This is a genomic window from Cochleicola gelatinilyticus (assembly GCF_001637325.1).
Classification (GTDB): Bacteria; Bacteroidota; Bacteroidia; order Flavobacteriales; family Flavobacteriaceae; genus Cochleicola; species Cochleicola gelatinilyticus.
In genome coordinates this window covers 20,099-44,836 of record NZ_LRXL01000012.1, presented here as the reverse complement: position 1 = coordinate 44,836, position 24,738 = coordinate 20,099, and the positions used below count along the sequence as shown (strand labels likewise).

The 24,738-nt window shown below is 37.9% G+C and carries 18 protein-coding genes and 1 tRNA gene; 2 read left to right on the top strand and 17 right to left on the bottom strand.

The window, feature by feature from the left end; all coding sequences use genetic code 11:
• Positions 1 to 49: 49 nt before the first annotated feature.
• On the bottom strand, positions 50 to 3,697 hold the full coding sequence (locus tag ULVI_RS01165) for a ShlB/FhaC/HecB family hemolysin secretion/activation protein (RefSeq protein ID WP_068588653.1): 3,648 nt from the start codon (positions 3,695 to 3,697) through the stop codon (positions 50 to 52).
• 199 nt (positions 3,698 to 3,896) lie between these two features.
• Between ULVI_RS01165 and ULVI_RS01160 the strand changes: the two genes are divergently transcribed.
• Positions 3,897 to 3,970: transfer RNA gene (locus tag ULVI_RS01160), tRNA-Pro, on the top strand.
• A 144-nt stretch (positions 3,971 to 4,114) separates the two neighbouring features.
• Here ULVI_RS01160 and ULVI_RS01155 read toward each other — a convergent pair.
• The 11 genes from ULVI_RS01155 to ULVI_RS01110 all read right to left on the bottom strand — a co-directional run bounded on the left by ULVI_RS01155 (position 4,115) and on the right by ULVI_RS01110 (position 17,400).
• Positions 4,115 to 4,528, bottom strand: coding sequence for a DUF6691 family protein (locus tag ULVI_RS01155; RefSeq protein WP_068588652.1), 414 nt, complete (start codon positions 4,526 to 4,528; stop codon positions 4,115 to 4,117).
• Between the two features lie 3 nt (positions 4,529 to 4,531).
• On the bottom strand, positions 4,532 to 5,089 hold the full coding sequence (locus ULVI_RS01150; RefSeq protein WP_068588649.1) for a YeeE/YedE family protein: 558 nt from the start codon (positions 5,087 to 5,089) through the stop codon (positions 4,532 to 4,534).
• 75 nt (positions 5,090 to 5,164) lie between these two features.
• The gene (locus ULVI_RS01145; protein WP_068588646.1) at positions 5,165 to 6,496 is read right to left on the bottom strand and encodes an MBL fold metallo-hydrolase; all 1,332 of its coding nucleotides are present in this window, start codon (positions 6,494 to 6,496) and stop codon (positions 5,165 to 5,167) included.
• Positions 6,497 to 6,546: 50 nt separating this feature from the next.
• Positions 6,547 to 7,347, bottom strand: a complete 801-nt coding sequence (locus ULVI_RS01140; protein ID WP_068588644.1) for a sulfite exporter TauE/SafE family protein — start codon at positions 7,345 to 7,347, stop codon at positions 6,547 to 6,549.
• Positions 7,348 to 7,406: 59 nt separating this feature from the next.
• Complete coding sequence (locus tag ULVI_RS01135) at positions 7,407 to 8,033, bottom strand: Crp/Fnr family transcriptional regulator (RefSeq protein ID WP_068588640.1); 627 nt, start codon at positions 8,031 to 8,033, stop codon at positions 7,407 to 7,409.
• A gap of 333 nt (positions 8,034 to 8,366) precedes the next feature.
• Positions 8,367 to 10,331, bottom strand: coding sequence for a heavy metal translocating P-type ATPase (locus ULVI_RS01130; protein WP_082830751.1), 1,965 nt, complete (start codon positions 10,329 to 10,331; stop codon positions 8,367 to 8,369).
• 135 nt (positions 10,332 to 10,466) lie between these two features.
• A complete protein-coding gene (locus ULVI_RS01125) occupies positions 10,467 to 10,883 on the bottom strand; it encodes a Fur family transcriptional regulator (protein ID WP_068588637.1) in 417 nt (138 codons plus the stop codon).
• Between the two features lie 15 nt (positions 10,884 to 10,898).
• Complete coding sequence (locus ULVI_RS01120) at positions 10,899 to 12,101, bottom strand: efflux RND transporter periplasmic adaptor subunit (protein ID WP_068588634.1); 1,203 nt, start codon at positions 12,099 to 12,101, stop codon at positions 10,899 to 10,901.
• A gap of 1 nt (position 12,102) precedes the next feature.
• A complete protein-coding gene (locus ULVI_RS01115; protein ID WP_068588631.1) occupies positions 12,103 to 16,500 on the bottom strand; it encodes a CusA/CzcA family heavy metal efflux RND transporter in 4,398 nt (1,465 codons plus the stop codon).
• 138 nt (positions 16,501 to 16,638) lie between these two features.
• A complete protein-coding gene (locus tag ULVI_RS15755; RefSeq protein WP_082830750.1) occupies positions 16,639 to 16,956 on the bottom strand; it encodes a DUF6660 family protein in 318 nt (105 codons plus the stop codon).
• A gap of 72 nt (positions 16,957 to 17,028) precedes the next feature.
• Positions 17,029 to 17,400, bottom strand: coding sequence for a VOC family protein (locus ULVI_RS01110; RefSeq protein ID WP_068588629.1), 372 nt, complete (start codon positions 17,398 to 17,400; stop codon positions 17,029 to 17,031).
• 328 nt (positions 17,401 to 17,728) lie between these two features.
• Here ULVI_RS01110 and ULVI_RS01105 point away from each other — a divergent pair, with 328 nt between their 5' ends.
• Entirely contained in the window at positions 17,729 to 18,103 is a 375-nt protein-coding gene (locus ULVI_RS01105) for a SpoIIAA family protein (protein WP_068588626.1), read from the top strand.
• Positions 18,104 to 18,216: 113 nt separating this feature from the next.
• On the opposite strand, the gene ULVI_RS01100 is transcribed toward ULVI_RS01105, so the two are convergent.
• The 5 genes from ULVI_RS01100 to aceB form a co-directional block, all read right to left on the bottom strand.
• Positions 18,217 to 19,131, bottom strand: a complete 915-nt coding sequence (locus ULVI_RS01100; RefSeq protein WP_068588624.1) for a helix-turn-helix domain-containing protein — start codon at positions 19,129 to 19,131, stop codon at positions 18,217 to 18,219.
• A gap of 12 nt (positions 19,132 to 19,143) precedes the next feature.
• On the bottom strand, positions 19,144 to 19,905 hold the full coding sequence (locus ULVI_RS01095) for an SDR family NAD(P)-dependent oxidoreductase (protein WP_068588621.1): 762 nt from the start codon (positions 19,903 to 19,905) through the stop codon (positions 19,144 to 19,146).
• A gap of 129 nt (positions 19,906 to 20,034) precedes the next feature.
• Positions 20,035 to 21,210: a pyridoxal-phosphate-dependent aminotransferase family protein gene (locus ULVI_RS01090; protein ID WP_068588618.1), complete on the bottom strand. Its 1,176-nt coding sequence runs from the start codon at positions 21,208 to 21,210 to the stop codon at positions 20,035 to 20,037.
• Positions 21,211 to 21,344: 134 nt separating this feature from the next.
• Positions 21,345 to 22,952 carry an isocitrate lyase gene (locus tag ULVI_RS01085; RefSeq protein ID WP_068588616.1) on the bottom strand — a complete coding sequence of 536 codons (1,608 nt, stop codon included), beginning with the start codon at positions 22,950 to 22,952 and terminating at the stop codon, positions 21,345 to 21,347.
• Between the two features lie 127 nt (positions 22,953 to 23,079).
• On the bottom strand, positions 23,080 to 24,675 hold the full coding sequence (gene aceB, locus ULVI_RS01080) for a malate synthase A (protein WP_068588613.1): 1,596 nt from the start codon (positions 24,673 to 24,675) through the stop codon (positions 23,080 to 23,082).
• Between the last annotated feature and the right edge of the window lie 63 nt (positions 24,676 to 24,738).

The following is a 24,738-nucleotide window of genomic DNA, read 5'->3' as shown; positions in this document are numbered from 1 at the left end:
GCCGAAACATTCGTTTCGGCTTTTTCTTTTTGCAATTAGATGTGTTGGTTTAAAACCCGAAACCGAATCCAACTTGAATAATCTGGTCTTCATCAGAAACGAAGTAACCAAGATTCAATGCTAGTGAATTTAATCCACTCACCCAAACACCACCACCAGTTGAGGTGTGCCAAGTGTCAGAAGTATCATTATCCAACCATACTCTTCCGTAGTCGAATCCACCGTAGGCTCCTATTGTAATAGGTACCACTGCGGTAACTATTCGGGCTAGGCGTACTTTAAGATCGGAACTCTGATAGAAATACGTTTTACCTGTAAACCGCTCATCTCTAAATCCTCTCAATCCATTATTACCTCCTAATGAAGGGGCGTGATAGAAGAAATAATCATCTCCAAAATTTGTTTTTCCTTCAACAGTAGTTCCAAAAACCAAGTTTCCTGACGGAATTAATTTTTGTTGAAATCCGATAGTCGCAGAAGCATATCCGAATGTATTATCCTCCAAATCCAAATTTCCTTTATACCCTAAAGTAGCACCTAAATACAATGCTTTGGTAGGAAAATCGGCAGCATCCTGATTTTTGTATGCTACACTAGCTTCAGCCCCTGCATAATTCTGATTTTCAAAAACGGCTGGACTCACATTTCCGGGTCTTAGAAAACGCGTGGTATCACGGTCTACTTCATACGATTCGAATAGAGCTTTTATCTTTGCGTATTTCCCCGCAATTCCAAGACTTCCTTTTAGTTGTTTAGTGCGGGCACGGTTAAAGTCTCTTTCTACAGCATCATCATCGTATTGTGTATCGTTTCCAAATCCGAAGAAGTTCTTTGCATACCCGTTATTTGTAAAATAACCACCTATTTCTAGATTTACATTAGGAAATACATTAGCGAATGTCCCTAAATAATCAAGTTCGATCGCTTGAAAATCGAAATAATAATTTGCAGTTAAACTATGCTGGTAGCGGAATGGGTTCCCGTTAAAACCGTAATTAGTGTAGGTGTCACTTGCGCCAATAAATAATCCGTCATCGGTTCTAAAACCGACACTGGGGACTAAAATATTGTTATTTTCTTTAAAATAGCGCCAGTGAAATGTATTGGTTTCGTATTTGTTAGTGAGTTGCTTTGCTGGAGTTTTTTCATCAAAAGTAGATTCTTCGTGTTTCCAGTCGTATACCTTCAGTTTGCTTCGGTTTGTTACGGTATAGGTGTCTTTTCCGTAGCCACCAATAATGCGAATCATTGTTTTTGCTGATGCACCTCCTTGTATTTCAAACTCATCTTTATCGTCTAAACCATACAGCCAGATCTCATCGGTTTCCGAAGCATTAAAAGTACGGTCGAAAATTACTTCATTTTTTTCGTCTTTCAGTTTTCGTTCGATCACTACCTTTGTTTTTCCCTGCGGAAGACGGGTAATGGTAAATTTATCATCTTTGTTAGTTCCATGAACCGAAACGGTCTGATTTAAATATTCAGCATAGCGTTTTGCGATCTCTGGAAGATTCTGCAGTCTTGCTTTAAAATTTTCCTTGATGGCTTCAGAATTTTCATCCTGCACTTCAATAGGTAATCTAAGGAAGGCTTCCTCTACGATGTCATCTGTAATATTATTTTTTAAGAAAGTAGCTTCTTCAACCCACGTATCTACTCCGTATTTATTTATGAATGCGCGGTCTAGGTTATTCCCCTCTCCGTTAAACCATTTTACATTTTTGATATCGGAGGCGTACGATTGCCAAAAACGAACATCGGGTAAAAACAGTTGAATAATAGGAATTGCAATTCCGTCAAATTTTGAGAACGCAGCATCACGATCTCTTGGAACGGGAACAAATTCGATGTCTTCATTATCTTGTTCGTATGCCAACCATCGCCATTGATCTTCATGCCGATCCCAGTCACCAATTAACATGTCGAAAATACGTGCCCGTAAATATGCTTTTTGATCGATGGTGTATTTTTCATCTTCTTTTAATTTTTCGAGCACATCGGTGGTGCTTTCATCGTTCACAACCTCTCCTTTTGCATTTGGTCGTGCAGCGTTATATCCTACAAAATCTTTTTGTTCGGTATTGGGACGTTCCTCGATATAGTAGAGTCCGTCGCCATATGCATCGTCAAGTATTTCGAAACCTTTTTGCTTCGGCACATAATATAATTGCGTATTCGCATGATTGATCTGTCCAGCCTGCGCGAGAGGATAAATCACTAATTGCATAAAAGGATGGGTAGTACTAAAAAAATCATATACAACTTCTTCGGCGAACGTACCTTCATAATCATCGTCGGTATAGGCAATACCTTTAACTTTAAACTTAAGGAACTTTAGTGCATTCTTCTCGAGTCCACGTAAAGCATAATCTCTACCTTCAGCATCTCTTAAGCGGGCAGAATACGACTGGTGACCACCACCTGCTTTAGCCACCTCTAGACCTTCGTATAGGTTTTCTAAAATTCCAACTTTCGCTGTAACGGGTTTACCAAAATAAGAACGGTATCTTTTTCCCCAAATAAAGTTATAGAAGCCTGTTTTGTTTGTCTTATCTTCATTTGCAGTAACAGGTGTTACTATGGTATTTTGAATATTATTGGGTGTTGTAAGGGGATCGGGATCCTTTGGAAGAGGAGGAGTGACTGCTAAAGTTTTTTCACCTTCAGAAGTAACAAAAGTCACTGTAGAAGTTCCATTTTCGAAATAATTTAATACAGCAAATCCTTCTTTAGGGTGGGCGTATTGTCCTTCGAATTTTATTTGTCCTCCCATTGCGGTAATATCTCCTTTTCCGAGGTTCGCAATTTTTGTACCTCCCATAGAACCACTAATAATCTGGTGGATGCCACCTCCCTTTAAATATTGTAAACTTTCATCGTGACCAGAAACAACAGTCACATTGTCTAATTCCTGTGCTAACGAACTTACTTGTATACGCAAATCGTAATAGCGATCGAAATTACCGTATTTAGGAGAGAATCCTCCAATGGCACTAGCGTAGGTTCCATTACTGAATAACGGGTGATGCATTACAATAATTAAATTTTTTCCACGCGCATCTTTAATGGCACCTTCGAGTTCTTCTACGAATCTACGACGGGTTGTAATATCGGTACATTTTCTATTAATATCTTCTACACGATCCCAATTAGAAATATACCATTGAGAGTCTACTAAGATCATATCGAGATTGTCTGAAATTTCACGATATTCAAGTGGGCATACATTATTGGGCTCCACTTCGGTACGTTTAATGTCGTTGTCTTTAATATAATTTTCTACCCATTCGATAGTTTCTGCATCGAAACTTGCCCATTCATTATCGCCTAGAGTGAAATAGGTTTTTCCTTTAAAATTTTTGGTGAGGTCGAGATGTTTCTGAAGTAACGCTTTGTTGATAGCTTCATTTTCGTTTACTTCGGAAGTGTAATCTCCTACATATAATAAAGTGCTTTCTTTTTTAGCTTTATCAAGGTAGGATTGTAAAAGTTGTTGTGTTTTCACTTCTGAAGTAATTGCATTTCCCGCACCTCCTGCTATATAAAATGTATGAATAGGATCTTTTGAAGCATTACTTACCGTTTTAACATTGGCAAGCGTTTGAGGTTCGTAAGAACCACAGGCTGAAAAGATAAGAAGGATAAATGAAAGGGAAAAAGAGGTAAAAAGTATTTTCTTTGAAGTAGAATAGTTCATATGTTATTGTCGCTAAAATCTTATTTGGGTATAAAAATAAGCAAGGATTTTAACATTTGAGAACCCTTTAGGAATACTTTATGCTTTCAATATCTATAATCGAAGCGGCTATTTTAACCGTATTTTGTTTTAGTTGTTTTTAAATTAAGTTATTTTTGTCGCCGCTCTGTAGCACTGTACAGGAGCATGATGTTATCATCGGGATGTAGCGCAGTCCGGTAGCGTACTTGGCTGGGGGTCAAGTGGTCGCAGGTTCAAATCCTGTCATCCCGACAAGCTATTTTAAATGAATAAAAACACTGTTAATCTATTGGTTTTCAGTGTTTTTTTTTGTTTCTATATTACCAGTAATCCTCGTCTTTAAAAGTAAATTTTAAATATCTCACCTTAGCTAATAACACAGATGCCTCAATATTGCTAATGTGGTAAATACTTCTTAACCAGTCCATAAAGAAATGTACCTGCAAGGGCTCCAAATATTACAATTAAAATTGAGATGTAGCCTGCACCAGCAAGAACATACAACGGACCTGGACAAGCGCCGGTAAGTGCCCACCCTAGACCGAAAAGTATGCCACCTATTAGATACCGAGCAACACTTTTACTTTTGGGTTGCAAGCTCATTTTGCTTCCGTCGATGGGTTGAATGTTTTTTCGTTTTATGATTTGAATTCCGATAATGCCCAGTACGAGTGCTGAACCAATAATTCCATACATGTGAAAGCTTCCAAACTGAAACATTTCATAGATACGAAACCAAGAAGCAGCTTCCGATTTGAACATTACGATTCCGAAGAAAATACCTATTGCTAAATATGTGATGTATTTCATGCTCTAAAAAATTAAAGGATATACTAAATGAACCATTACTAGTCCCCCAATAAAGAATCCGATTACGGCAATGAGTGAGGGGAGTTGTAAATTGCTTAATCCAGAAATCGCATGTCCTGAAGTACAACCTCCGGCATACCTGGCTCCAAAACCTACTAGGCCGCCACCTATTAATAGAATGATCACAATAAACGGATGCGATATAGCTTCCGTTGAGAATAGTTCCGGGGGCAGATAACTGGTTCCTGCACTGGTGATGTTGTAATCTGTTGCAAGTTGCCGGGCAATTTCGGGATTGATCTCAACGGTGTTGTCGCTCATATAGTTGGAAGCAATAAATCCACCGATGATAGCACCTAAGACGACCATTAGATTCCAGCGTTCAGCTTTCCATTCAAAATTGAAGAAATCTGATGCTTTTCCGGCACCTATTGCTGCACAAGCAGTTCGAAGGTTAGATGACATACCGAATTGCTTTCCGACGAACAATAATAAAAACATTATTAGTGCTATAAGGGGGCCGGCAACATACCAGGGCCACGGATCATATATCCAATTCATAACGATAATTTTTAGGGAGTAGAAGCCATTTTGGCCCCTGCAGTGATTAATGATTTAGAATGCTGCGTTTTACTTCTAGTTTTGAAACTGTTTTACATCGTCACTCAGATCATACACGACGACATTATTTAATTTTTTCTGAACAATACTACTTCCCGCCGCGCTTCGATATCCTCCAGCACAATGAACTACGATAGGTTTATTGGTGGGTATATCTTTAGCGGTGTTGCGTAAATCATGTAAAGGAAGCGCTATGGCATTCTGAAAGAACTTGCCTTCTGCTACTTCGCTCTCATTTCGAATATCAACAATGGTATACGTTTCTGGATTTTCTTTGAAATCGTTTAGGTCCAGTTTTTTCGTAGTTTCCAGATTCGCTTCAGAAAGGGTGATTACCTGTTCGAGTTGTTTTTCATACCCGATTTTCGCTACCCGATGTATTAGTTTTTCTTTGTTCTCTTTGCTGTCAATAATAAGAGTAAATGCCTCTTCAGGTTTAACAATAGATCCCAACCACGTTTCAAATTTAGCTGTATTGGAAACGGCCTGAATATTAATACTTCCTTTTAAGTGTCCTTTCTTAAATGTTTTTTCATCACGAATATCGATACTAAGTCCTTGGGCTGTGGAATTTTCACTAAATGGAATATTTGTGACTGCCGATTTCAAATTGTCTGCACCTCGTTTATTAATAGCAACATCAAATCCAAAATACGAAGGGATAAACGGCTGACCCTCGAGCAGAGTATCTATAAATTCTTCTTTAGTTTGATCTTTAAATGCCCAATTTCCCATTCGTTCATTTCCAAGCGTACTGCTATTGGCGTCACTTAGGCTTTTGCCACATAAAGAGCCTGCTCCATGCGCAGGATAAACTACGGCATCATCTGGTAATGCATTGAACTTATTTTGAATTGTATCGAACATCATCTCGGCAAGTTCTTCTCTTTTAGCTTTCAGATTACCAGCTTTTTCACGTAAGTCTGGTCGGCCAATATCTCCAATAAATAGCGTGTCTCCTGTAAAAAGAGCGGTTTTATTTTTTTCAGTAGCAATAATTGTAATACTATCGGGGGAATGCCCAGGTGTATTTATTGCTTTTAAGGTAATACTTCCCAGAACGATGTTATCTCCTTCATCAAAAGATTTGTAAGGATACTCAGCTCCCAGTTTTTCACTATTGTAAATAGTTGCCCCCGTTTTTTTATGAATTTCAAGATGAGAACTTACAAAGTCGGCGTGGGGATGAGTTTCGATGACCGCAACAATCTCTGCACTGTTTTCTTTCGCGTATGTATAATACTGCTCGGGGTTTCTTTCAGGATCTATTACAGCCATTTTACCGTCACTGATTATAGCGTACGAATAGTGGGAGAGGGGTTTGTATTCAAATTGTTTAATATTCATAATTTCTTAATTTAAAAGCTATTCTGTTTTTATTAATACGGAATGTATAATTATAGGGTAAGTTCTTTAAAAATGATATAAATTCCCATGATTAAAACGAACCATCCGAATGTTTTTTTAAGTTTTTTTCCATCAATAAACTTGTTTAGCCAGATTCCTATAAATATTCCGACGACTGAAATTGCTGTAAAAATGAGCAAGAAACTCCAGTCTATTTCAATATTTTGCACATCGCCTATAAAACCAATTAGTGATTTGATCGCAATAATAAATAGGGAAGTAGCGACCGCCTTTTTCATGGGTAATTTAGCCAATAAAACCAATGCGGGAATAATTAAAAATCCGCCACCTGCACCTACAAGTCCTGTGATTACTCCAACTACAAAACCTTCAATAATTATTAGCGGATAATTATACCTAATAACTGCATCTAATTCTTTTTCATTTTCCTTATTTCGGATCATTGATATGGATGCGAGCACCATAATTACAGCAAAGAAAAGCATGATCGCTAAATTCTTACTGACTATAAAACCAGATATCTGAAAAAGTTGATTTGGAATCGCAGTAATTAAAAAAGCTCTGGTAAGATAAACGGCAATGAAAGCAGGGATCGCAAAAATAATGGCTGTTTTAAAGTCCACCATTTTTTTCTTCATATTTTTCAGAGCCCCAATCAGGGATGTAGTACCTACGACGAATAGGGAATAGGCTGTTGCCGTAACGGGGCTGAGAGAGAGTGTGTATACTAGAATAGGAACAGTAAGAATAGAACCACCACCGCCAATTAGCCCGAGTACCAAGCCAATTAACAATGCTCCCATATATCCAAACACCTCTAAAATTTCCATTTATAAGTTTTATATAGGGCAAAAGTAAAGGGTATCTTAGAGAAGTTTGGTAACCAATGTTACAGGACTTCAATAAAATTGCGGTGCAATTTTATTTTATGATTGTTTTCCATTTTTTTAAGTAATCTGGAAATGACAACCCGGCTAGTATGAAGGTCTGCCGAAATTTCTTTATGGGTTTTATAAATGTGCTTGCTATTCAAAATTTTGATCTTATCGGTAATATAGTTTTCCAATCGTTCGTCCATGTTATTGAATACGATGTTATCCATACTCTCCAAGAGCTCCATCATTCGTGTGTGGTAGTTTGAGAAAACAAAATTCCGCCATGTTTTGTAATTCGTCGACCATTCTTCCATTTTTCCTATAGGAATGAGCAGCAATCTGGCGTCGGTTTCTGCAACCGCATGTATTTCACTTTTGGTTGTCCCTAGACAACAGGTCAATGTCATGGCACATGTTTCTCCCTTTTCAAGATAGTAGAGCAAAAGTTCGTCCCCTTCTTTATCGGGACGCATTATTTTTATACTTCCTGAAAGCAACAAGGGCATAGATTTAATGTATTGACCAGGTTTCATAAGATCTTCTCCCTCCGGAACTTCTATATAATTTGCAACATTTATTATTTCCTCAATTAACTGAGGTTCAAATTGTGAACCGTAATATTGTTTAAGTTCTTGGATCATTGAGTGTTAATTATATTTGACAAAGGTGTTTAGAAACCACGGAATTATACTACTTAAAACATAATTTCATAAATAATATATTCAAATTTAATTTTATGTCTTATCACTTCTAAAATATTAAATCTTTTTAAAAATAAGTAAGAAAGTTTTTTATCGTGTTTTGGTCTTTTAATATAATTAAAAATGAATAGCACGGAAGGTTAATGGGATATCCTGTTATCGCAATATCAACAAAATGTTTCTGGTTAACATGTCCTCTTATGCAAATAAGATTGCTTTCGTATTAGGACAGTTCTTGGTGATGCTTTAGAATTGTTTAAACTACTTTTTTTATTAATTCCATTTCATTTTCTGAAGGCGAACGGCATTTAAAATGGCCAAAAGAGCTACACCAACATCTGCAAATACCGCTTCCCACATGGTTGCTAAACCTCCTGCGCCTAGAATTAGAACAATTATTTTTACTCCAAATGCAAGTGCGATGTTTTGCCATACAATGCGACGAGTTGATCGGCCAATTTTAATAGCTCTAGAAATTTTTGAAGGCTGATCGGTCTGTATAATTATATCTGCGGTTTCAATAGCGACATCACTTCCTAAGCCTCCCATGGCAATACCCACATCACTGGTCGCCAAAACCGGTGCATCGTTGATACCATCACCAATAAAAGCAACTTTTGTGTTAGGTTGTTTCTTTAGTTGTTCTACCTCATTAAGTTTATCTTCTGGTAATAACCCCCCTTTTGCCCAATCGATCCCTAATTCTTTAGCCACTTCCTGTGTGATAGAGTCCTTATCTCCCGATAACATGATAATTTTTGAAATTCCCGATGCACGAATTCCTTTAATAGCGTCATGGGCATCCTCCTTCAATTCATCTGCAATGGTTACATATCCCGCAAACATACCATCGATACCAACCATAACAATAGATTCAACTATAGTTTCAGTGTCCGAAGTAACTTCTATACCATTACTGGTCATTAGTGCTTTATTTCCTACCAATACCGCCTTGTTGTTGACAGTTCCTTTTAGCCCTTTTCCTGCAATTTCAAAAACATCGGTGGCTTTAAAATCTTCCCCTTCGGCTTTATATTCCAATATTGCTTTCGCAATGGGATGCGTGGATTGTTCTTCCATCGCCATGAGATATTTCATAAATTCTACGTTTGCAAAAGCGTCATTACTAACCACTTCTTTGATTTTGAAAACACCTTTTGTAACCGTTCCAGTTTTGTCCATTACAACCGTGTTTACCTTGGTCATAGCATCCAGAAATGAGGCACCTTTAAATAAAATTCCATTACGGGATGCAGCACCTAATCCACCAAAATAGCCGAGCGGAATAGAAATTACCAAAGCACACGGACAAGAAATTACGAGAAATATCAATGCTCTGTAAAGCCAGTCTCTAAACTCATAGTCTGTAACAAAAAAGTAGGGTAAAAGCGTTACACCAATAGCAAGAAAAACAACAATTGGAGTATAGATTCTAGCAAACTTGCGGATGAATAGTTCGGTTTTAGACTTTCGAGCGGTAGCATTCTGCACCATATCGAGAATGCGGGCAATGGAGCTGTCCTTAAATTTTTTTTGGGTCTCAATTTCTACTACCCCGTCAAGATTTATGCTTCCTGCAAATACCGAAGCACCCTTTTGTATGGTGTCTGGTTTACTTTCTCCTGTTAAGGCAGCGGTATTAAACGATCCTTTTTCTGAAAGTAAGGTGCCATCCAACGGAACTTTTTCTCCCACACGAATTTGAATTTTTTCGCCTATTTTTACTTGTTCGGGATTAAGCGAAACAAAGTCCCCGTTGCGATATACTAACGCTTCGTTTGGGCGTACATCTAATAGGGCTTTAATATTTCTTTTAGCACGATTTACAGCTGCGCTTTGAAAAAGCTCACCTACCGCGTAGAATAACATTACTGCCACACCTTCGGGGTATTCACCTATCGCAAATGCTCCTAGGGTTGCTATGGACATTAATAGAAACTCCGTAAAGAAATCTCCATTTTTAATACTGTTCCATCCTTCTTTTATCACGGGTAGCCCCACCGGAATGTAAGCGATCGTATACCAAACGACACGTATCCCGTTTTTAAAAAAAGGAAGGACCTCAAAATAGTCAATTGCAATACCTACGATGAGCAGTACAAAACTAAAAATGGCAGGAATATAGGTTTTAAAATTCGATACACTTTCCGGGCTGCTATGATTGTGACCATCGTCGTGACTGTGCACTCCAGAATGTGTATTGGTATCGATATCTTCAAGATTAACTTTCTTCTTCATTTAAGTATTAGATTTATGTTTTTTTTCAGAATAGAAATTTACTTTTTTTCTTTTCTTCTGAAATGCACAAGGGCATCGTAATTTTTAATTTTACGTATTCAATATACCAGAAATTGAAGTGCAACAGAAGTGCAATTATTGTCCGCTACACGTGTCGCAAATTCCTTTAACGACAAGGTTTACGTCTTCAGCAATATAGCCTTTGGGTAAATTGATGTGGGGTATTTTATGTTCTGTTATGCAAACAGTCTCATGGCAGTTATTGCAATGAAAGTGTAAATGTAAATCCTGATCGATCTCGCAATTGCAACCAGGCTCACATAAAGCATATTTCGAAATGCCTGTTCCATCGTCTATTTGGTGCACGATTCCCTTTTCTTCAAAAGTTTTAAGCGTGCGATATAATGTTGTGCGTTCCGCTTTTGCGAAAGCATATTCAATATCTGTTAAAGCCAATGCGTTAGTTCTTTCTGCCATATACTTATAGATTAAGATACGCATTGCCGTTGGACGTACTTTGTGGGCTTGTAATGTTTTTTCAATTTCAGTCATCATGTAATTACAGTATTAGTGTGCGTGTCCTCCACCTTCTCCTTTTTTCATTTCTGCCATAAGATAATAGGCATTATTCATTGCGAATTTCGTAGTAGGATCATAAGTTGTCAAAAAGGTAACAGCAACCCATTCTCCATCCTGTGTACTAGTTGTAATTTCTATAGGAGTAAAACTCCAGTCATCACCTTCCTTTTTGGCTTTAAAAACAAAAGAACGATCCCCGTTTTTTGCGATAGCACTTTCAGGAAAAGCAGGCGTCCTATTTTCTTCGGTTTGGATGCGACCTTGAATGTACATGCCTGGTATGAGATTGCCTTCCTTGTTTTCGATCTCTGCATGAACATGCAATGCCTTTGGATTTTGTTCAAACGTTTTGCTTATGGAATAGATTTCCGCAGTAAGTTCTTTTCCTGGAATTGATTGTACACTGAAAGTTACTTTTTGTCCTTTTTCAATTTTATAAACATCTTTCTCAAATACCATAAGATCTGCGTGTACGTGGTGCGTATTTACCACTTCCATCACATCTGTCTGGGGTTCTACATACTGACCCGTTTTTACTTCCACTTTCTGTACAAAACCTTCTATGGGACTTCGTAAAGCAACGCGTTGATATATGGTGCCACTTCTAACGCCTGCTGCATTTATATTAAGCTGTTTTAATTGTGCTTCCAGTCCATTTACCCTACCTAAAGATGCCTGATATTCTGCTTCCGCTTTTTGGTAATTTGCACCGCTTCCCACACCGGCATCGTATAAGGTTTTTTGACGATCGAATGATTTTTTTAAGAATTGACTATTACTGAAGGCGTTTAGATAGTATGTCTGTTTTTCGATTATATTGGGATGAGAGAGGTAAGCAACAGTTTGTCCCTTGCTCACTTTATCGCCTTCTATTACCTCGATTGCAACCACATTTGCGCCTACTACTGAAGTAATAGTAGCTTCATTTTGTGGAGGTACTTCAAGTTGTCCGTTGGCTTCTACATACCCGCTCATGTTACGGGTTTGTAATGTGTCTATTTTAATTTTTAGCGCCTCGTATTGTCTGGGCGTGAGCATAACTTCTTCCGTTTCTCCTTCAGTATGGGTGTCTTTTTTTTCTGAAGTTGCATCAGTTTTGTGGGTGTCCTCCGATTTTGAATCACCACAGGACGTGAGGCTGAAAAATAACAGCATCAATCCCATCCATTTATATATTTTTATTGTTCTCATATTATAGGGTATAATAGTGTAATTTAAATAATGCGGTTAAGTAATTGTCGAGTGCGTCCAGCGCATCCATTTCGATTTGTATGGCATCACGAATAATTTGTGTAAACGCAGCATAGTCTACTGCACCTTCACGATAGGCGAGTAGGGCGCCTTTTCGTTGTTCTTCAGCAAGTGGTAATGATTCCTTTTTATAGAACTGCCAGGCTTCCTGCCATTTTAGAAAAGATTCTATAGCCTGTTGGTATTCAGATTGAAGTTGTTTTTCTTTAAAATCGGCATTCGATCGTGCGATCTCACGTTCAATTTTAGCCGCTTTTGCCTTGCTGTGAGCTGAGCCTGAAAGCAACGGTATGGAAAAACCTGCCTGATAACTATAAAAGCCGCTATCACCATTTACGCGCTGCAAACCACCTTGCACATTTAGTTTAGGAAGTAACTTTGAGCGTGCTGCATCATACGTGGCTTCCGCTTCTTCTGTCCGTTTTTGTGAAAGTAAAACTTCTGGATGTTCATTGGTGTTTCCCTCGATATTCAAATCAATTACCGTTGCTTCAAATTCATCCGGGACTGTATAAAACGTGTCTGTACCTAACCAGAGGTTGAGCTTTTGCAATGCGATGTTATAATCACGCTGCGATTGTTGGTATTTGTTTCTAATCTGTAATGCTTGATTCTTCGCGGATGCAAATTCCAGTTTAGAAATTGCTTCTACTTCAAAGTTAAGTTCAACAGCTTTCGAGAACTGATTATAAATTGAATCCAATTGCTTGTAGAGCTTCATTTTTCGTTTTTGCTGAAATGCTTCAGACCAGGCATTCCTAACCTCATTTTCTACTTGTAATTCCGAAAGGTCATAAGCAGTTTCAGCAATAGCAATTCGTTTTTGTTGTAAGCGTTTTTTAGCACCTATACCGAATACTTCAATATTTTGCTGTCCGATTCCTAGTAAAGTGTAAACTCCTCTTCCATCTGAAATTTCTTCTCCGCCGGTAAAGACTTGTGTATTCCCAAAATCATAAGCTGTTCCTGTGAGTGCATTCTGTCGATTGATTTCAAGCTGACTCTGTTGTAATAGAGGGTAGTTTTTCTGAGATAATGTAATAGCTTGCTCCAATGGGATAACAGGAAGGCTGTCACGAGCTATTTGCAAATGTCGCACTGCTGTTTTCCAATCTTCATTTTTATTAGGAGGTACAGGACGTTCCTGAGCAAACACTCCAACAGGAAGGATGAAAAATAAACAAGCGACAGCTGTAGCCGTAATATAGTTAGGATTGAGTTTCAGTTTACGTTGAGAACGCTTTTCCATCCACTCATAAAAAATAGGGAGAATAAAAAGCGTTAAGAATGTTGAGGTAAGTAACCCACCGATAACTACAGTTGCAAGGGGGCGTTGTACTTCAGCACCGGCAGACGCTGAAATGGCCATTGGTAAAAATCCTAAAACATCTGTTAAGGCGGTAAGCATAATAGGCCGTATTCTTCTTTTCGTTCCTTGAATAATTCTATCCTTGAGATTTGTTACACCTTCCTCTTTTAGTTCATTCAAGCCACTTATCATAACCAACCCATTTAAAACGGCTACACCAAACAAGACAATAAATCCTACACCTGCCGATATACTAAAGGGCATATCCCGCAACCAAAGGGCGAACACGCCACCGATCGTTGCCATTGGAATAGCGAGGTAAATCATTAAGGTTTGGGGGAATGATTTTAACGCGAAATAAATTAGAACAAATATGAGTAACAAGGCAATAGGAACTACCGTTTGTAATTTACTGCTAGCTCGTTCCAGATTCTCAAAGGCACCACCATAGCGTATAAAGTATCCGGAAGGAAGGTTAAGATTTGCCTCCAGTTTTTCTTTTATTTCATTTACTAATGATTCAACATCCCGACCGCGCACATTTAGCCCCACGTAGGTTCTACGATTTGTATTATCACGGCTTATCTGCATAGGGCCGGGTGCATATTCTATATGTGCTAATTCCTGAAGTGGAATTTGTGATCCTCCGGGTAGGTTTATGTAGAGGTTTTTAATATCACTTATGTCTTTCCGGTTTTGTTCGTTTAATCGAACCACTAAATCGAAACGTTTTTCCCCTTCAAAAATAACTCCAGCGTAACCACCTGCAAAGGCGGATTGCACTGTCATATTAAGTTGGTTTATACTTACTCCATATTGTGCCAGCTTGTTTCGGTTGTATTTAATGGTCATTTGCGGGAGTCCTGTTGTAGCTTCCGCTCTCATATCGCCTATTCCGGGAGTATCTGCAATAATCTTAGTGATTTCTTCAGCTTTCGCAGAAAGTACGTTGATATCCTCTCCGTAGATTTTAATTGCGACGTCTTCCCGTATTCCTTCAAGTAATTCATTAAAACGCATTTCGATAGGCTGTGTAAATTCATAATTTACACCTGGCACAATGCTTAAAGCTTCTTTCATTTTTTCAATGAGTTCATCTTTAGATTCAGCAGAAACCCACTCTTCACTTGGTTTTAAAATCACAATAACATCTGCAAAATCGAAGGGCATAGGATCTGTAGGAACTTCAGCAACCCCTATGCGACTCACTACTTTAGCTACCTCCGGAAATTCTGCTTTTACAATTTGTTCAATCTTAGTCGTAGTTTCTATAGTTTCAGTTAAAGAACTTCCCGGTGTAAGAATAGCATGAAAGGCGATGTCTCCTTCGTCTAATTGTGGGATGAATTCGCCTCCCATTCTCGTAAACATACATGCCGTCAATACAAATATGGCTATGGCACTACCCACGATCCATTTTCCTTTTTGTAATGTCTTTATCAATAGTGGTTCATACTTACACTGTACCCAGTATACAAAACGATCTCCCCAAGATTTTTTATCTTTTTTAGGGAGTTTCAGAAAAAGTGCAGACATCATTGGCACATACGTGAGACATAAGAACATGGCGCCGATCATTGCGAAAATGAACGTAAGTGCCATGGGCCGGAACATTTTTCCTTCTACACCTTCCAATGCCAAAATGGGTAAGAATACAATAAGAATGATAAGCTGACCAAAGAAAGCGGCATTCATCATTTTTTTGGAAGCATTGGCTGAAATGTCATTCCGTTTTTTCTTGTCGACTACCTTTTTCTTAACCATATATCCTGTCATCATAAAGACACAAGCTTCTACTATAATCACAGCACCGTCTACAATAATTCCAAAATCGATCGCTCCTAAACTCATTAGATTGGCCCATACATCGAAAACGTTCATTAATATAAACGCAAACAATAGCGAAAGTGGAATAGTGGAGGCTACAATAAGCCCCCCACGCCAATTACCCAAAAGAAAGACCAATACAAAAATTACAATTAGCGCCCCTTCTAATAAATTGTTACGAACAGTTCCGGTCGTTTTTGCTATAAGTTTACTTCTGTCTAAAAGTGGTTCTATAACAACACCTTCCGGCAATGATTTTTGAATTTCAGCCATACGTTTTTTTACACGATCGATTACATCATTCGAGTTGGCTCCTTTAAGCATCATCACCAAGCCCCCTACGACTTCGCCTTCCCCATCTTGTGTTAATGCTCCATAACGAACTGCAGATCCATACCCCACAGTTGCAACATCGTTAATTGTAATAGGAACACCGGCGTCGTTTTTTACGACTATTTTTCTAATGTCGTCTAAATTTCTCACCAAGCCTTCACCGCGAATAAAGTTGGCCTGATGATTTTTTTCAATGTAAGCACCACCCGTATTTTGGTTGTTCATTTCCAATGCTTCAAAAACATCGGTAATTGTAAGACCAATTGCCTTTAGTTCATTGGGATCTATCGCAACTTCGTACTGTTTAATTTTTCCGCCAATGGCATTAATTTCTACAACACCCGGAACCATAGCCATTTGTCGTTGTACAATCCAGTCCTGCATGGTACGTAAATCTGACAAGGAATAAGTGTCTTTAAATTCGGGGCTTACTTTTAGGGTGTATTGATATACTTCTCCTAATCCTGTTGAAATAGGTCCCATTGAAGGGACTCCAAAGCCATCGGGAATTTCTTGTCGAACTTCATTCAACTTTTCAGAAACGAGTTGTCGGGGTAAATAAGTTCCCATGGCATCATCAAAGACCACAGTTACAACCGATAAGCCAAAACGGGATACCGAACGAATTTCTTTAACCTTAGGAAGATTGCTCATCGCTAGCTCGACAGGATAGGTGACAAATTGTTCGATATCTTCTGTACCTAAATTGGGCGATTGTGTGATGATTTGTACCTGATTATTTGTAATATCCGGAACGGCATCGATGGGAACTTGGGCCAAACTCCAAATACCGGCACCTATAAGTGCAAGGGTGAGCAGCCCAATAATAAATTTGTTATTGATTGAAAAATCAATGATTTTGTTAATCATAGATCAAGGCATTAATGCAGTTAATAAATTGGTATCTGCTTTTATGTTGCGACTCCGCTCCCTATAAATTTGAGCGAAATGAAGCTACTTAAAAGTTCCTACCATAGAAAAGGATGTAGTTATCCTATGAAAACTGAATTATGCCCGTGGCGGTTGTAGAATAGAATTGAAATATTCGTTGCCGGCATTTTGAAACCGCGAAAAGACTTCGTTAGAAATGGCTGGTTGAATAAGTTCGAAAGCCATTATGCCGCTATCGATAGTATGAACGTGGCAGCAGTGGCAGTTACAAAATGGGGAGCAAAGATCACTCGAAGTATGATTGTGATCGCTATCTGTAGTTTGTGAAACCTCAATTTGAACCGTGTCAGATTCACCCGCTGTGACCATATCGCTACACGGCGAAAAGTTGAGCGCCAGAAGATAAAGAGAGAATATGATTGTAAATAGTTTCACGATACAAATATAAAAGAATTAAGATGCAATCGGGTTGCAAATACTAAGATTCAAAAAGCTATCTTTTAATAGTTATATATGCTGATCGAATAAGATTGCATTTCCGTCGGGATCGACAAGCGTAAAATGTGCGGGTCCCGAAGAATCTGCAGCTACTTCGGTCTGAAATGAAATTCCTTTTTGTTTTAATTCTTTCTGAATAGTACGAATATCATCAAAGTTTTTTAACGTGTTAGCGTCTTGATCCCATCCCGGATTAAAGGTTAGAATATTGGTTGGAAACATGCCTTGAAATAACCCGATAAGCGTATTTTCATTTTTCATGATAAGGTAGTTTTTTTCAATATCTCCTGCGAAAATAGTAAAGCCAACAGCTTCATAAAACGCTTTAGAGGCGTGAATGTCTTTTACGTTTAGACTAATGGAAAAAGCTCCTAATTTCATGTTGTTTTAGGTATTTATTTAAACGATTTATTTTGAATCTAAGATACGGATTGTTTTTTATTTTAAACCTTCAGTAGTGTTGGAATTAAAAGAACCTCTTTTGCTTCAGTTGAGGTTGTTTTTCTTCTGAAGGATTTTCCGATAGGCGTATTTTTCCGAAGTACTAAAAAAGACTCACCAAAAGCACTCTATTTATAACAAATCGTTAATTAACAATCAATTAAGATTGCTATTTTTTATAGGTACCTATTCCTTTGTAAATTTATATGTAGTTTTTGAGTATGAACTTAAACTAAAAACACTGAAATTTTAATTATAAAAACGAGTTATGTTTAGCCATATTAATGATTTGCCAAACGATATTTTAGGAATTACCATCTTTGGAAAAACGACGAAGGCTGATTACAATCTTCTTAATCCAATCATGAAAGCCCATAAAGAGAAGAATGAGACCATTAAGATGTTTGTAGATTTAAAAGATTTTGAATATACAGCAGGGGCTTTTTGGGAAGATTTTAAATTTAGTATTAATTATTTAGAAGCTATCAGTGCAATTGCATTGGTAACCAAAAAAGAGTGGATAGAAAAAGCGATGGAAGCTTTTGGAGCGCTTGTCCCCAACTTAAAAATGGAAGGTTTTCAAGAGAATGAACGTGAGAAAGCGCTGGCATGGTTGAAAAATTTAGAATTAGCAGAGAAATAAGTTTTCTGCAACAGATGTATTACATGACCACATGGTAAAATTAGGAACATTTCTATTTGTAATGAAAGGGAATGAAGTTGATTGAAAACCTCTTAATTTTAGTATGTGGTTTTTTATTGGAAAGAGGCTCTAAATTTTAAGGGAGAAACTTTTACTTTGTTTTTAAATAATTTACTGAAAGACTGTGAATGTTCGAATCCTAGTTCGTAAGCAATTTCACTTACAGAAAGGTGGGTAGTGGAAAGTTTCTCTTTTGCCTTTGCAATTAATTTGTCGTGAATGTGTTGTTGGGTGTTTTGTCCGGTAAGATTTTTAAGCAACCTACTTAAGTAATCTGGAGTAAGTTGCAGTTTTTCAGCTATCTCATGTACGGTGGGAACACCTTCAGAAATGAGATCCCCATCAAAATATTCAGTAAGTAATTGTTCTAGGCGTGTTAGTATTTCGTGATTACTTTTTTTACGAGTTATAAATTGTCTTTCATAAAAACGTTCTGCATAATTTAGTAATAATTCAATGTGTGCAATAATAATATTCTGACTAAAATGATCGATGTTTTTTTCGATCTCCATTTTAATATTTTGAATAATACCTTCCATGACTTGCTCTTCTTTTTCTGACATGAACAAGGCTTCATGAATGGCATATTTAAAGAAATCGTATCGTTCAATTTTTTTTGAAAGTGACGTGCCCCACAAAAAATCGGGATGAATTAAAAGAAGCCAACCGGAAGGGGTACGATTGGCTTTTTGACTTGGTTCGATGCTAAGAAGTTGTCCGGGAGAAATGAATGACATAAGTCCTTCATCGAAATCATATTTTTGTTGTCCGTACCGCAGTGTTCCAACATCTCTTTTAATTCCAATAGAATAAAAGCTAAAATTCCAGTGTTCGCCTATGTATTCTGGAAGTATGGTTGTGGTCCCGTAATCTACTAAACTCACTAATGGGTGTAGGGGACTAGACAGGCCTCTTATTCGATGAAACTCTGTGATGGTTTCTACAGCACGAATTGAATGTTGTGTCATGGTATTTATACATTAAAGAAAAATTCCTCCAGAAATCTCAATACGTTGTCCGTTGATCCAGCCAGCTTCCGCAGTACATAGAAAAGCGACTACGCCTCCAATATCTTCCGGTTCTCCCATTCTTCCTAAGGCAGTACCATTGGCCACATTTTTTCGTTTCGTTTCGTTGTTTTTATTTTCCCCGCCTCCAAAATCGGTCCCGACGGCACCGGGAGCCACACTATTTGCGGTAATTTTTCTGCCGGCTAATTCTTTTGCAAGATAGCGTGTAAACACATCTATTGCTCCTTTTGCAGAAGCATAGGCAGAAGAATTAGGAAATGAAAACCTTGCGAGACCCGATGAAATATTAATAATTCTTCCTGCATCCCGTAAAAAAGGAACAGCTTTTTGTGTTAAAAAATAGACTCCTTTATAATGAATATTCATCATTTCGTCGAATTGTGCTTCGGTCGTTTCTAAAAACGGTTGGTAAATTCCGGTTCCTGCATTGTTAATAAGAAAATCGAAATTTGGATTTCCGTAGGTCGTGTTTAAATACGAAGTGACTTGTTCAAAAAAAGGATCGAAGTTTTTAAGAGAACGAGTATCTAATTGAAAGGCCTTAGCTTGTTGCCCTAGTTGTTCAATTTCAGCGACCACCTTGTCAGCTGCTGAGGTGTTAGAATGATAAGTAAATAAGACATCAATGCCTTTTTTAGCGAGTGAAAGCGCCATGTCTCTTCCCAGACCACGGCTTCCACCTGTTACTAATGCGATTTTTGTTTTTGACATAACGTTAGTTTTATATGTCTTACAAAGGTCATTATAAACTTAAAATTTGATGTAGCCAAATCCGAGTTTGTTGTAGTTGAAATTTGCGATAGTTTAGAAAGATACATTAAAAGACGAAATTAACTACTTTTAAGTATTGGGCTGTAAATAGGTGCTTTGAAAAGCTTGTAGACTTTTTCCGGGCTCGAACGAATGCCCTAATTCTACTAAAGCACGCTCTAAAGCCCCTAGTACAGCTAAAAGGTCGTTTGCCGAAACCGATCCCATGTGACCAACTCTAAAATAGGTGGATTTTATTTCAGGTAGTAATCCGCCGGCAATAATCACATCACTCTCTATCATTTTTGCGCGCATTGCCGCCCCATCGATACCTTCAGGAAAGTACACTGCGGATAACGTATGGGCAGCAATTGCATCAGTTTTAGGTATTTTTTTTAGGTTCAATGCATTAATAGCAGCTTGAAATGCTTTCGCTAGCTTTTTATGTTTCTTTACACGTATGGTTATACCTTCAGTACAAATAATTTTTAAACTTGCTTCTAGTGCTACAATTAAATTAACTGGGGGAGTCCCAAAATAGGAAGGCTGTCTTTTTTTGTACGCAGTCATTATAGGAAGCCAGTTATTCCAATCTGCATAATAATTACCAACAGGAGATTTTCGATCCTTCCACGCGTTCATTGCTTTTTGAGACGCTACTAATAATGCCAAACCGGGTGGTACACCAATGGCTTTTTGAGATCCTGTTAAAACGACATCTACTCCCCAATCTTCCTGTTTAATTATTTCACCAGCTACGGAGCATACCCCATCTAAAATGCTTAATGCATTGTATTTTTTAGCTAATTTTGAAATAGGTTCTGGAGCTACCAATACCCCTGTAGAGGTGTCAACATGTGTAAATGCAACTACTTTGTATTGTTTTTTTTGAAGCTCCTGTTCGATGGTTTCCAGAGAAACAACATCTCCGATTGTTGCTTTTAATAGTGTCGTATTTGCTCCGTACCGTTCTAAAATATCTTTAAATCGATCTCCGAAATATCCGGTAGAAATAACCAAAGCGTCATCCCCTTTTTCTATGAGATTGGCTGCTGCCATATCCATTGCCAACGTCCCACTTCCTGCTACGATAAAGGGCTGCCCTGTTGGGGCCATCCATACTTTTTTCATTAGCTCAAGACTGTTTCCAAAAACTTCAATAAAGTTGGGAGCTACGTGGCTTGGAGTAGGTGTTGCCATGGCTTGTAAAACGTCTGGTTCAAATTCGATAGGACCAGGAATCATGAGTAATTTTCTTCGCTTCATAAGAGTGCTGTTTCTAATGTTCTGGGATTTTATATTCAAAAGTATTACTTCTGAAACGCTTTATTGTTTATTTTACTTAAAAAAGGCGATACTGTTTAAGACCGCCTTTTTTCCATAAAAAATAATTTACCGTATTAATTGAGCATTGGTTCCGGACTGGTTACTTTTTTGTTCGTTTCAAACTGATTGCTCGTATTATTTTCTCCTCCAGCTTTAAGAGCTTTATCTCCTGCGTAAAAAGTTTTGTGATCATCTCCAAGGTCTGATCCTGCCATGCGTTGGTGCTTTACACAAGCGACACCTTTACGAATCTCCTGTCTTTGAACTCCTTTTACATAGGCCAACATACCATCTTCTCCAAAATAGCCTTCAGTAAGGTCATTCATATGTAGTGCGGTGGTATGATAGGTAGGCAATGTGATTAAGTGGTGAAAAATTCCTGCTTCCATAGCCCCATCCATTTGGAAGGTTTTAATTTTATGATCCGCCAGTTTACAAAGTTCAGATCCGTCGTAGGTGGCGTCCATTAAACTATTTTCATTATAGATCGATACATCTTTACCCGACACTAACATTTCCTGATAGGCCTGATTGCGGAAATTTAAAGTCCAGTTAAATGAAGGCGAATTGTTGTACACTAATTTAGCACTAGGCTCCACTTCTCTTACTCTGTTTACCATATGAGCTATTTGTTGCACATTAGGTGTAGGCGTTTCGATCCACAAAAGATCGGCTCCATTTTGAAGACTGGTAATACAATCTAGTACTACTCTATCTATATTAGAGCCCTCTTTGAATTTGTACAGTCCATTAGCCAAACGTACTGGGCGCACTAATTTTCCATCTCTTTTTAATAAAACATCATCTTCTTTAGCATCCTCGACCGTAATTTCTTCTGCTTCAATAAAGGCCAAGTATTTTGAAGCAAGATCTCCCTGTTCTTGACTAACGGGTAATTTTTGAGTGAGACCAGCACCTTCAGAGTCTGTTCTGGCAACTATAATTCCTTCATCGATTCCCAATTCTAAAAACGCGTACCGTAAGGCATTTAATTTAGCGATGTAATCTTCATGAGGAACAGTTACTTTACCATCTTGATGACCGCATTGTTTTGCATCGGATACTTGATTTTCAATTTGAAGGGCACAAGCACCTGCTTCGATCATTTTTTTTGCGAGTAAATAGGTAGCTTCTTCGTTACCGAAGCCTGCATCGATGTCTGCTATAATTGGAACTACATGTGTTTCGAAGTTGTCTATTGCGGCTTGTACATCTTCTCCTGCATCCAAACGACGAAAAAGATCGTTTAATTCAACCGCATCTGCTTGACGTAAAAAGGTATAGATTTCTTCAATGAGTTTTGGTACCGCTGTTTTTTCGTGCATAGACTGGTCTGGTAAGGGACCTAATTCTGAGCGAAGGGCCGCAACCATCCATCCCGATAGATACAAATACTTTTTGTTTGTAGTGCCGTGGTGTTTTTTTACAGCGATCATTTTTTGCTGGGCGACAAACCCATGCCAACAACCTAACGATTGTGTGTAATTCTTAGGGTCTTTGTCATACTCTGCCATGTCTTTGCGCATGATACCTGCAGTATATTTGGCGATATCTAATCCCGTTTTAAATCGGTTTTGAACTACCATACGTGCTGTGTTTCCTGGGCTAATCGTTGCCCAGGTACTACCGTGCTTGGCTTTTAATTTACGAACTACGTCTAAAGCTGAATTATAATTTGTCATGATACTAAATTGAGATTATGGTTATTTAAGATTATTCGTGTGTGAATGAATGTTTTGAATTTGGATATAAAGAGCCTGCTTCGGAAAAAAACCGAGGTTTATAATCGATGTATTTTAAATGAATTATTTAAATATGTTTATAGGCAGGAAGGGTTAGAAACTCCTCAAATTTTTCTGAAGTAACAAGCGTGTCGAAAAGTTCGGTTGCGAGTTTAAGTTTCGTGTTTTTTATGCCACCTTTCCCGTATTCAATGATTAATTTTTCTATCTCATCATCGAAAATTTCCTTGTATAAATCTATCGTAAATAGGCGACCATCTTCTAGGCATACTTTATTTTTTAACCAATGCCACAGTTGTGTTCTTGATATTTCTGCTGTTGCTGCATCTTCCATAAGGTTGTATAGAGCGACCGCGCCGTGTCCTCGTAGCCAAGCTTCAGTATATAATACGCCAACATTTATATTCTTTCTTATGCCTTCTTCGGTTACGGTACCATTAGGAATTTCTATTAGATCTGCTTCAGAAATAACTACTTTATCACAAGTTCTTTCTATTTGATTTGCAGTGGGCATGTGTTTGTCGAATTCAGATAGTGCAATAGCTACTAGATCTGGATGTGCTACCCACGTGCCGTCATGTCCGTTTTTAACTTCACGCTCTTTATCTGCCCTTACTTTTTCGAGTGCAGCATCGTTTGCCGTTTTATTATTCTTAATTGGAATTTGTGCTGCCATTCCACCAATTGCATGAATACCGCGTTTGTGGCAACGTTGAATTACCAGCTTCGAATACGCATCCATAAAAGGGGAGGTCATTGTCACCTGGTCTCTGTTTGGCACAATAAATCCGGGCTGGTTTCTGAATTTCTTTATGTAGGAAAAGATATAATCCCAGCGACCACAATTTAAACCAACGATATAATCTTTTAGCTCGTAAATTAGTTCATCTAATTGATGACTCGCTGTAATTGTTTCTACTAGCGCCGTACATTTAATAGTGTTCTTTGGTACCTTTAGATACTCTTCGGCAAATAAAAATACTTCATTCCATAGTCTAGCTTCTAAATAGTGCTCGAGTTTAGGAAGGTAGAAATAAGCACCTGATTTATTTTCGATTAATTGTTGAACATTGGTAAAGAAGTAAAGACCAAAATCTACTAGAGAGGCAGATACTTCTTCATTGTTAACGAGAATATGTTTTTCATTTAAATGCCACCCTCTAGGTCGAACTAGTAAAGTAGCTATGTGTTTATTTAGCGTGTATTTTTTCTTTTTTATTGGATGGGTAAAAGAAATGGTTCTATTTACGGCATCTCTCAAGTTAATTTGTCCTTGAATAACATTTTTCCACGTCGGTGCCGTGCTATCTTCTAAATCGGCCATAAATGTTTTTGCCCCAGAATTGAGTGCATTGATCATCATTTTTCTGTCGGTCGGACCTGTAATTTCTACACGACGGTCCAATAGATCATGAGGGATTGTTGCTGCTGTCCATTCTTGATCTCTAATCGTTTTTGTTGCTTCTGGAAATTCTGGTTTCTCACCAGCATCGAAAAGACATTGTTGTTGTACGCGGTTTTCTAATAGGTTTAATCGGGACTTATTAAAATTTTCGTGGAGTGCTGTAATAAAATCTAGCGCTTCATCGGTAAGTAAATCGCTGTGATAGTTAGTAACATCATTGCTAAAACTTAAGGTGTGTTGATTTAATAATAAAGACATATTGAGATGTTGTTAAATAATACACTGCAATATTAGGACAAACTTTTTATAAAAACAAGCGAA

What these genes read in the sequence shown, in the direction of transcription:
- ULVI_RS01165 (WP_068588653.1), bottom strand. Translation starts at nt 3,697, where the DNA reads ATGAACTATTCTACTTCAAAGAAAATACTTTTTACCTCTTTTTCCCTT.
- ULVI_RS01155 (WP_068588652.1), bottom strand. Translation starts at nt 4,528, where the DNA reads ATGAAATACATCACATATTTAGCAATAGGTATTTTCTTCGGAATCGTA.
- ULVI_RS01150 (WP_068588649.1), bottom strand. Translation starts at nt 5,089, where the DNA reads ATGAATTGGATATATGATCCGTGGCCCTGGTATGTTGCCGGCCCCCTT.
- ULVI_RS01145 (WP_068588646.1), bottom strand. Translation starts at nt 6,496, where the DNA reads ATGAATATTAAACAATTTGAATACAAACCCCTCTCCCACTATTCGTAC.
- ULVI_RS01140 (WP_068588644.1), bottom strand. Translation starts at nt 7,347, where the DNA reads ATGGAAATTTTAGAGGTGTTTGGATATATGGGAGCATTGTTAATTGGC.
- ULVI_RS01135 (WP_068588640.1), bottom strand. Translation starts at nt 8,033, where the DNA reads ATGATCCAAGAACTTAAACAATATTACGGTTCACAATTTGAACCTCAG.
- ULVI_RS01130 (WP_082830751.1), bottom strand. Translation starts at nt 10,331, where the DNA reads ATGAAGAAGAAAGTTAATCTTGAAGATATCGATACCAATACACATTCT.
- ULVI_RS01125 (WP_068588637.1), bottom strand. Translation starts at nt 10,883, where the DNA reads ATGACTGAAATTGAAAAAACATTACAAGCCCACAAAGTACGTCCAACG.
- ULVI_RS01120 (WP_068588634.1), bottom strand. Translation starts at nt 12,101, where the DNA reads ATGAGAACAATAAAAATATATAAATGGATGGGATTGATGCTGTTATTT.
- ULVI_RS01115 (WP_068588631.1), bottom strand. Translation starts at nt 16,500, where the DNA reads ATGATTAACAAAATCATTGATTTTTCAATCAATAACAAATTTATTATT.
- ULVI_RS01110 (WP_068588629.1), bottom strand. Translation starts at nt 17,400, where the DNA reads ATGAAATTAGGAGCTTTTTCCATTAGTCTAAACGTAAAAGACATTCAC.
- ULVI_RS01105 (WP_068588626.1), top strand. Translation starts at nt 17,729, where the DNA reads ATGTTTAGCCATATTAATGATTTGCCAAACGATATTTTAGGAATTACC.
- ULVI_RS01100 (WP_068588624.1), bottom strand. Translation starts at nt 19,131, where the DNA reads ATGACACAACATTCAATTCGTGCTGTAGAAACCATCACAGAGTTTCAT.
- ULVI_RS01095 (WP_068588621.1), bottom strand. Translation starts at nt 19,905, where the DNA reads ATGTCAAAAACAAAAATCGCATTAGTAACAGGTGGAAGCCGTGGTCTG.
- ULVI_RS01090 (WP_068588618.1), bottom strand. Translation starts at nt 21,210, where the DNA reads ATGAAGCGAAGAAAATTACTCATGATTCCTGGTCCTATCGAATTTGAA.
- ULVI_RS01085 (WP_068588616.1), bottom strand. Translation starts at nt 22,952, where the DNA reads ATGACAAATTATAATTCAGCTTTAGACGTAGTTCGTAAATTAAAAGCC.
- aceB (WP_068588613.1), bottom strand. Translation starts at nt 24,675, where the DNA reads ATGTCTTTATTATTAAATCAACACACCTTAAGTTTTAGCAATGATGTT.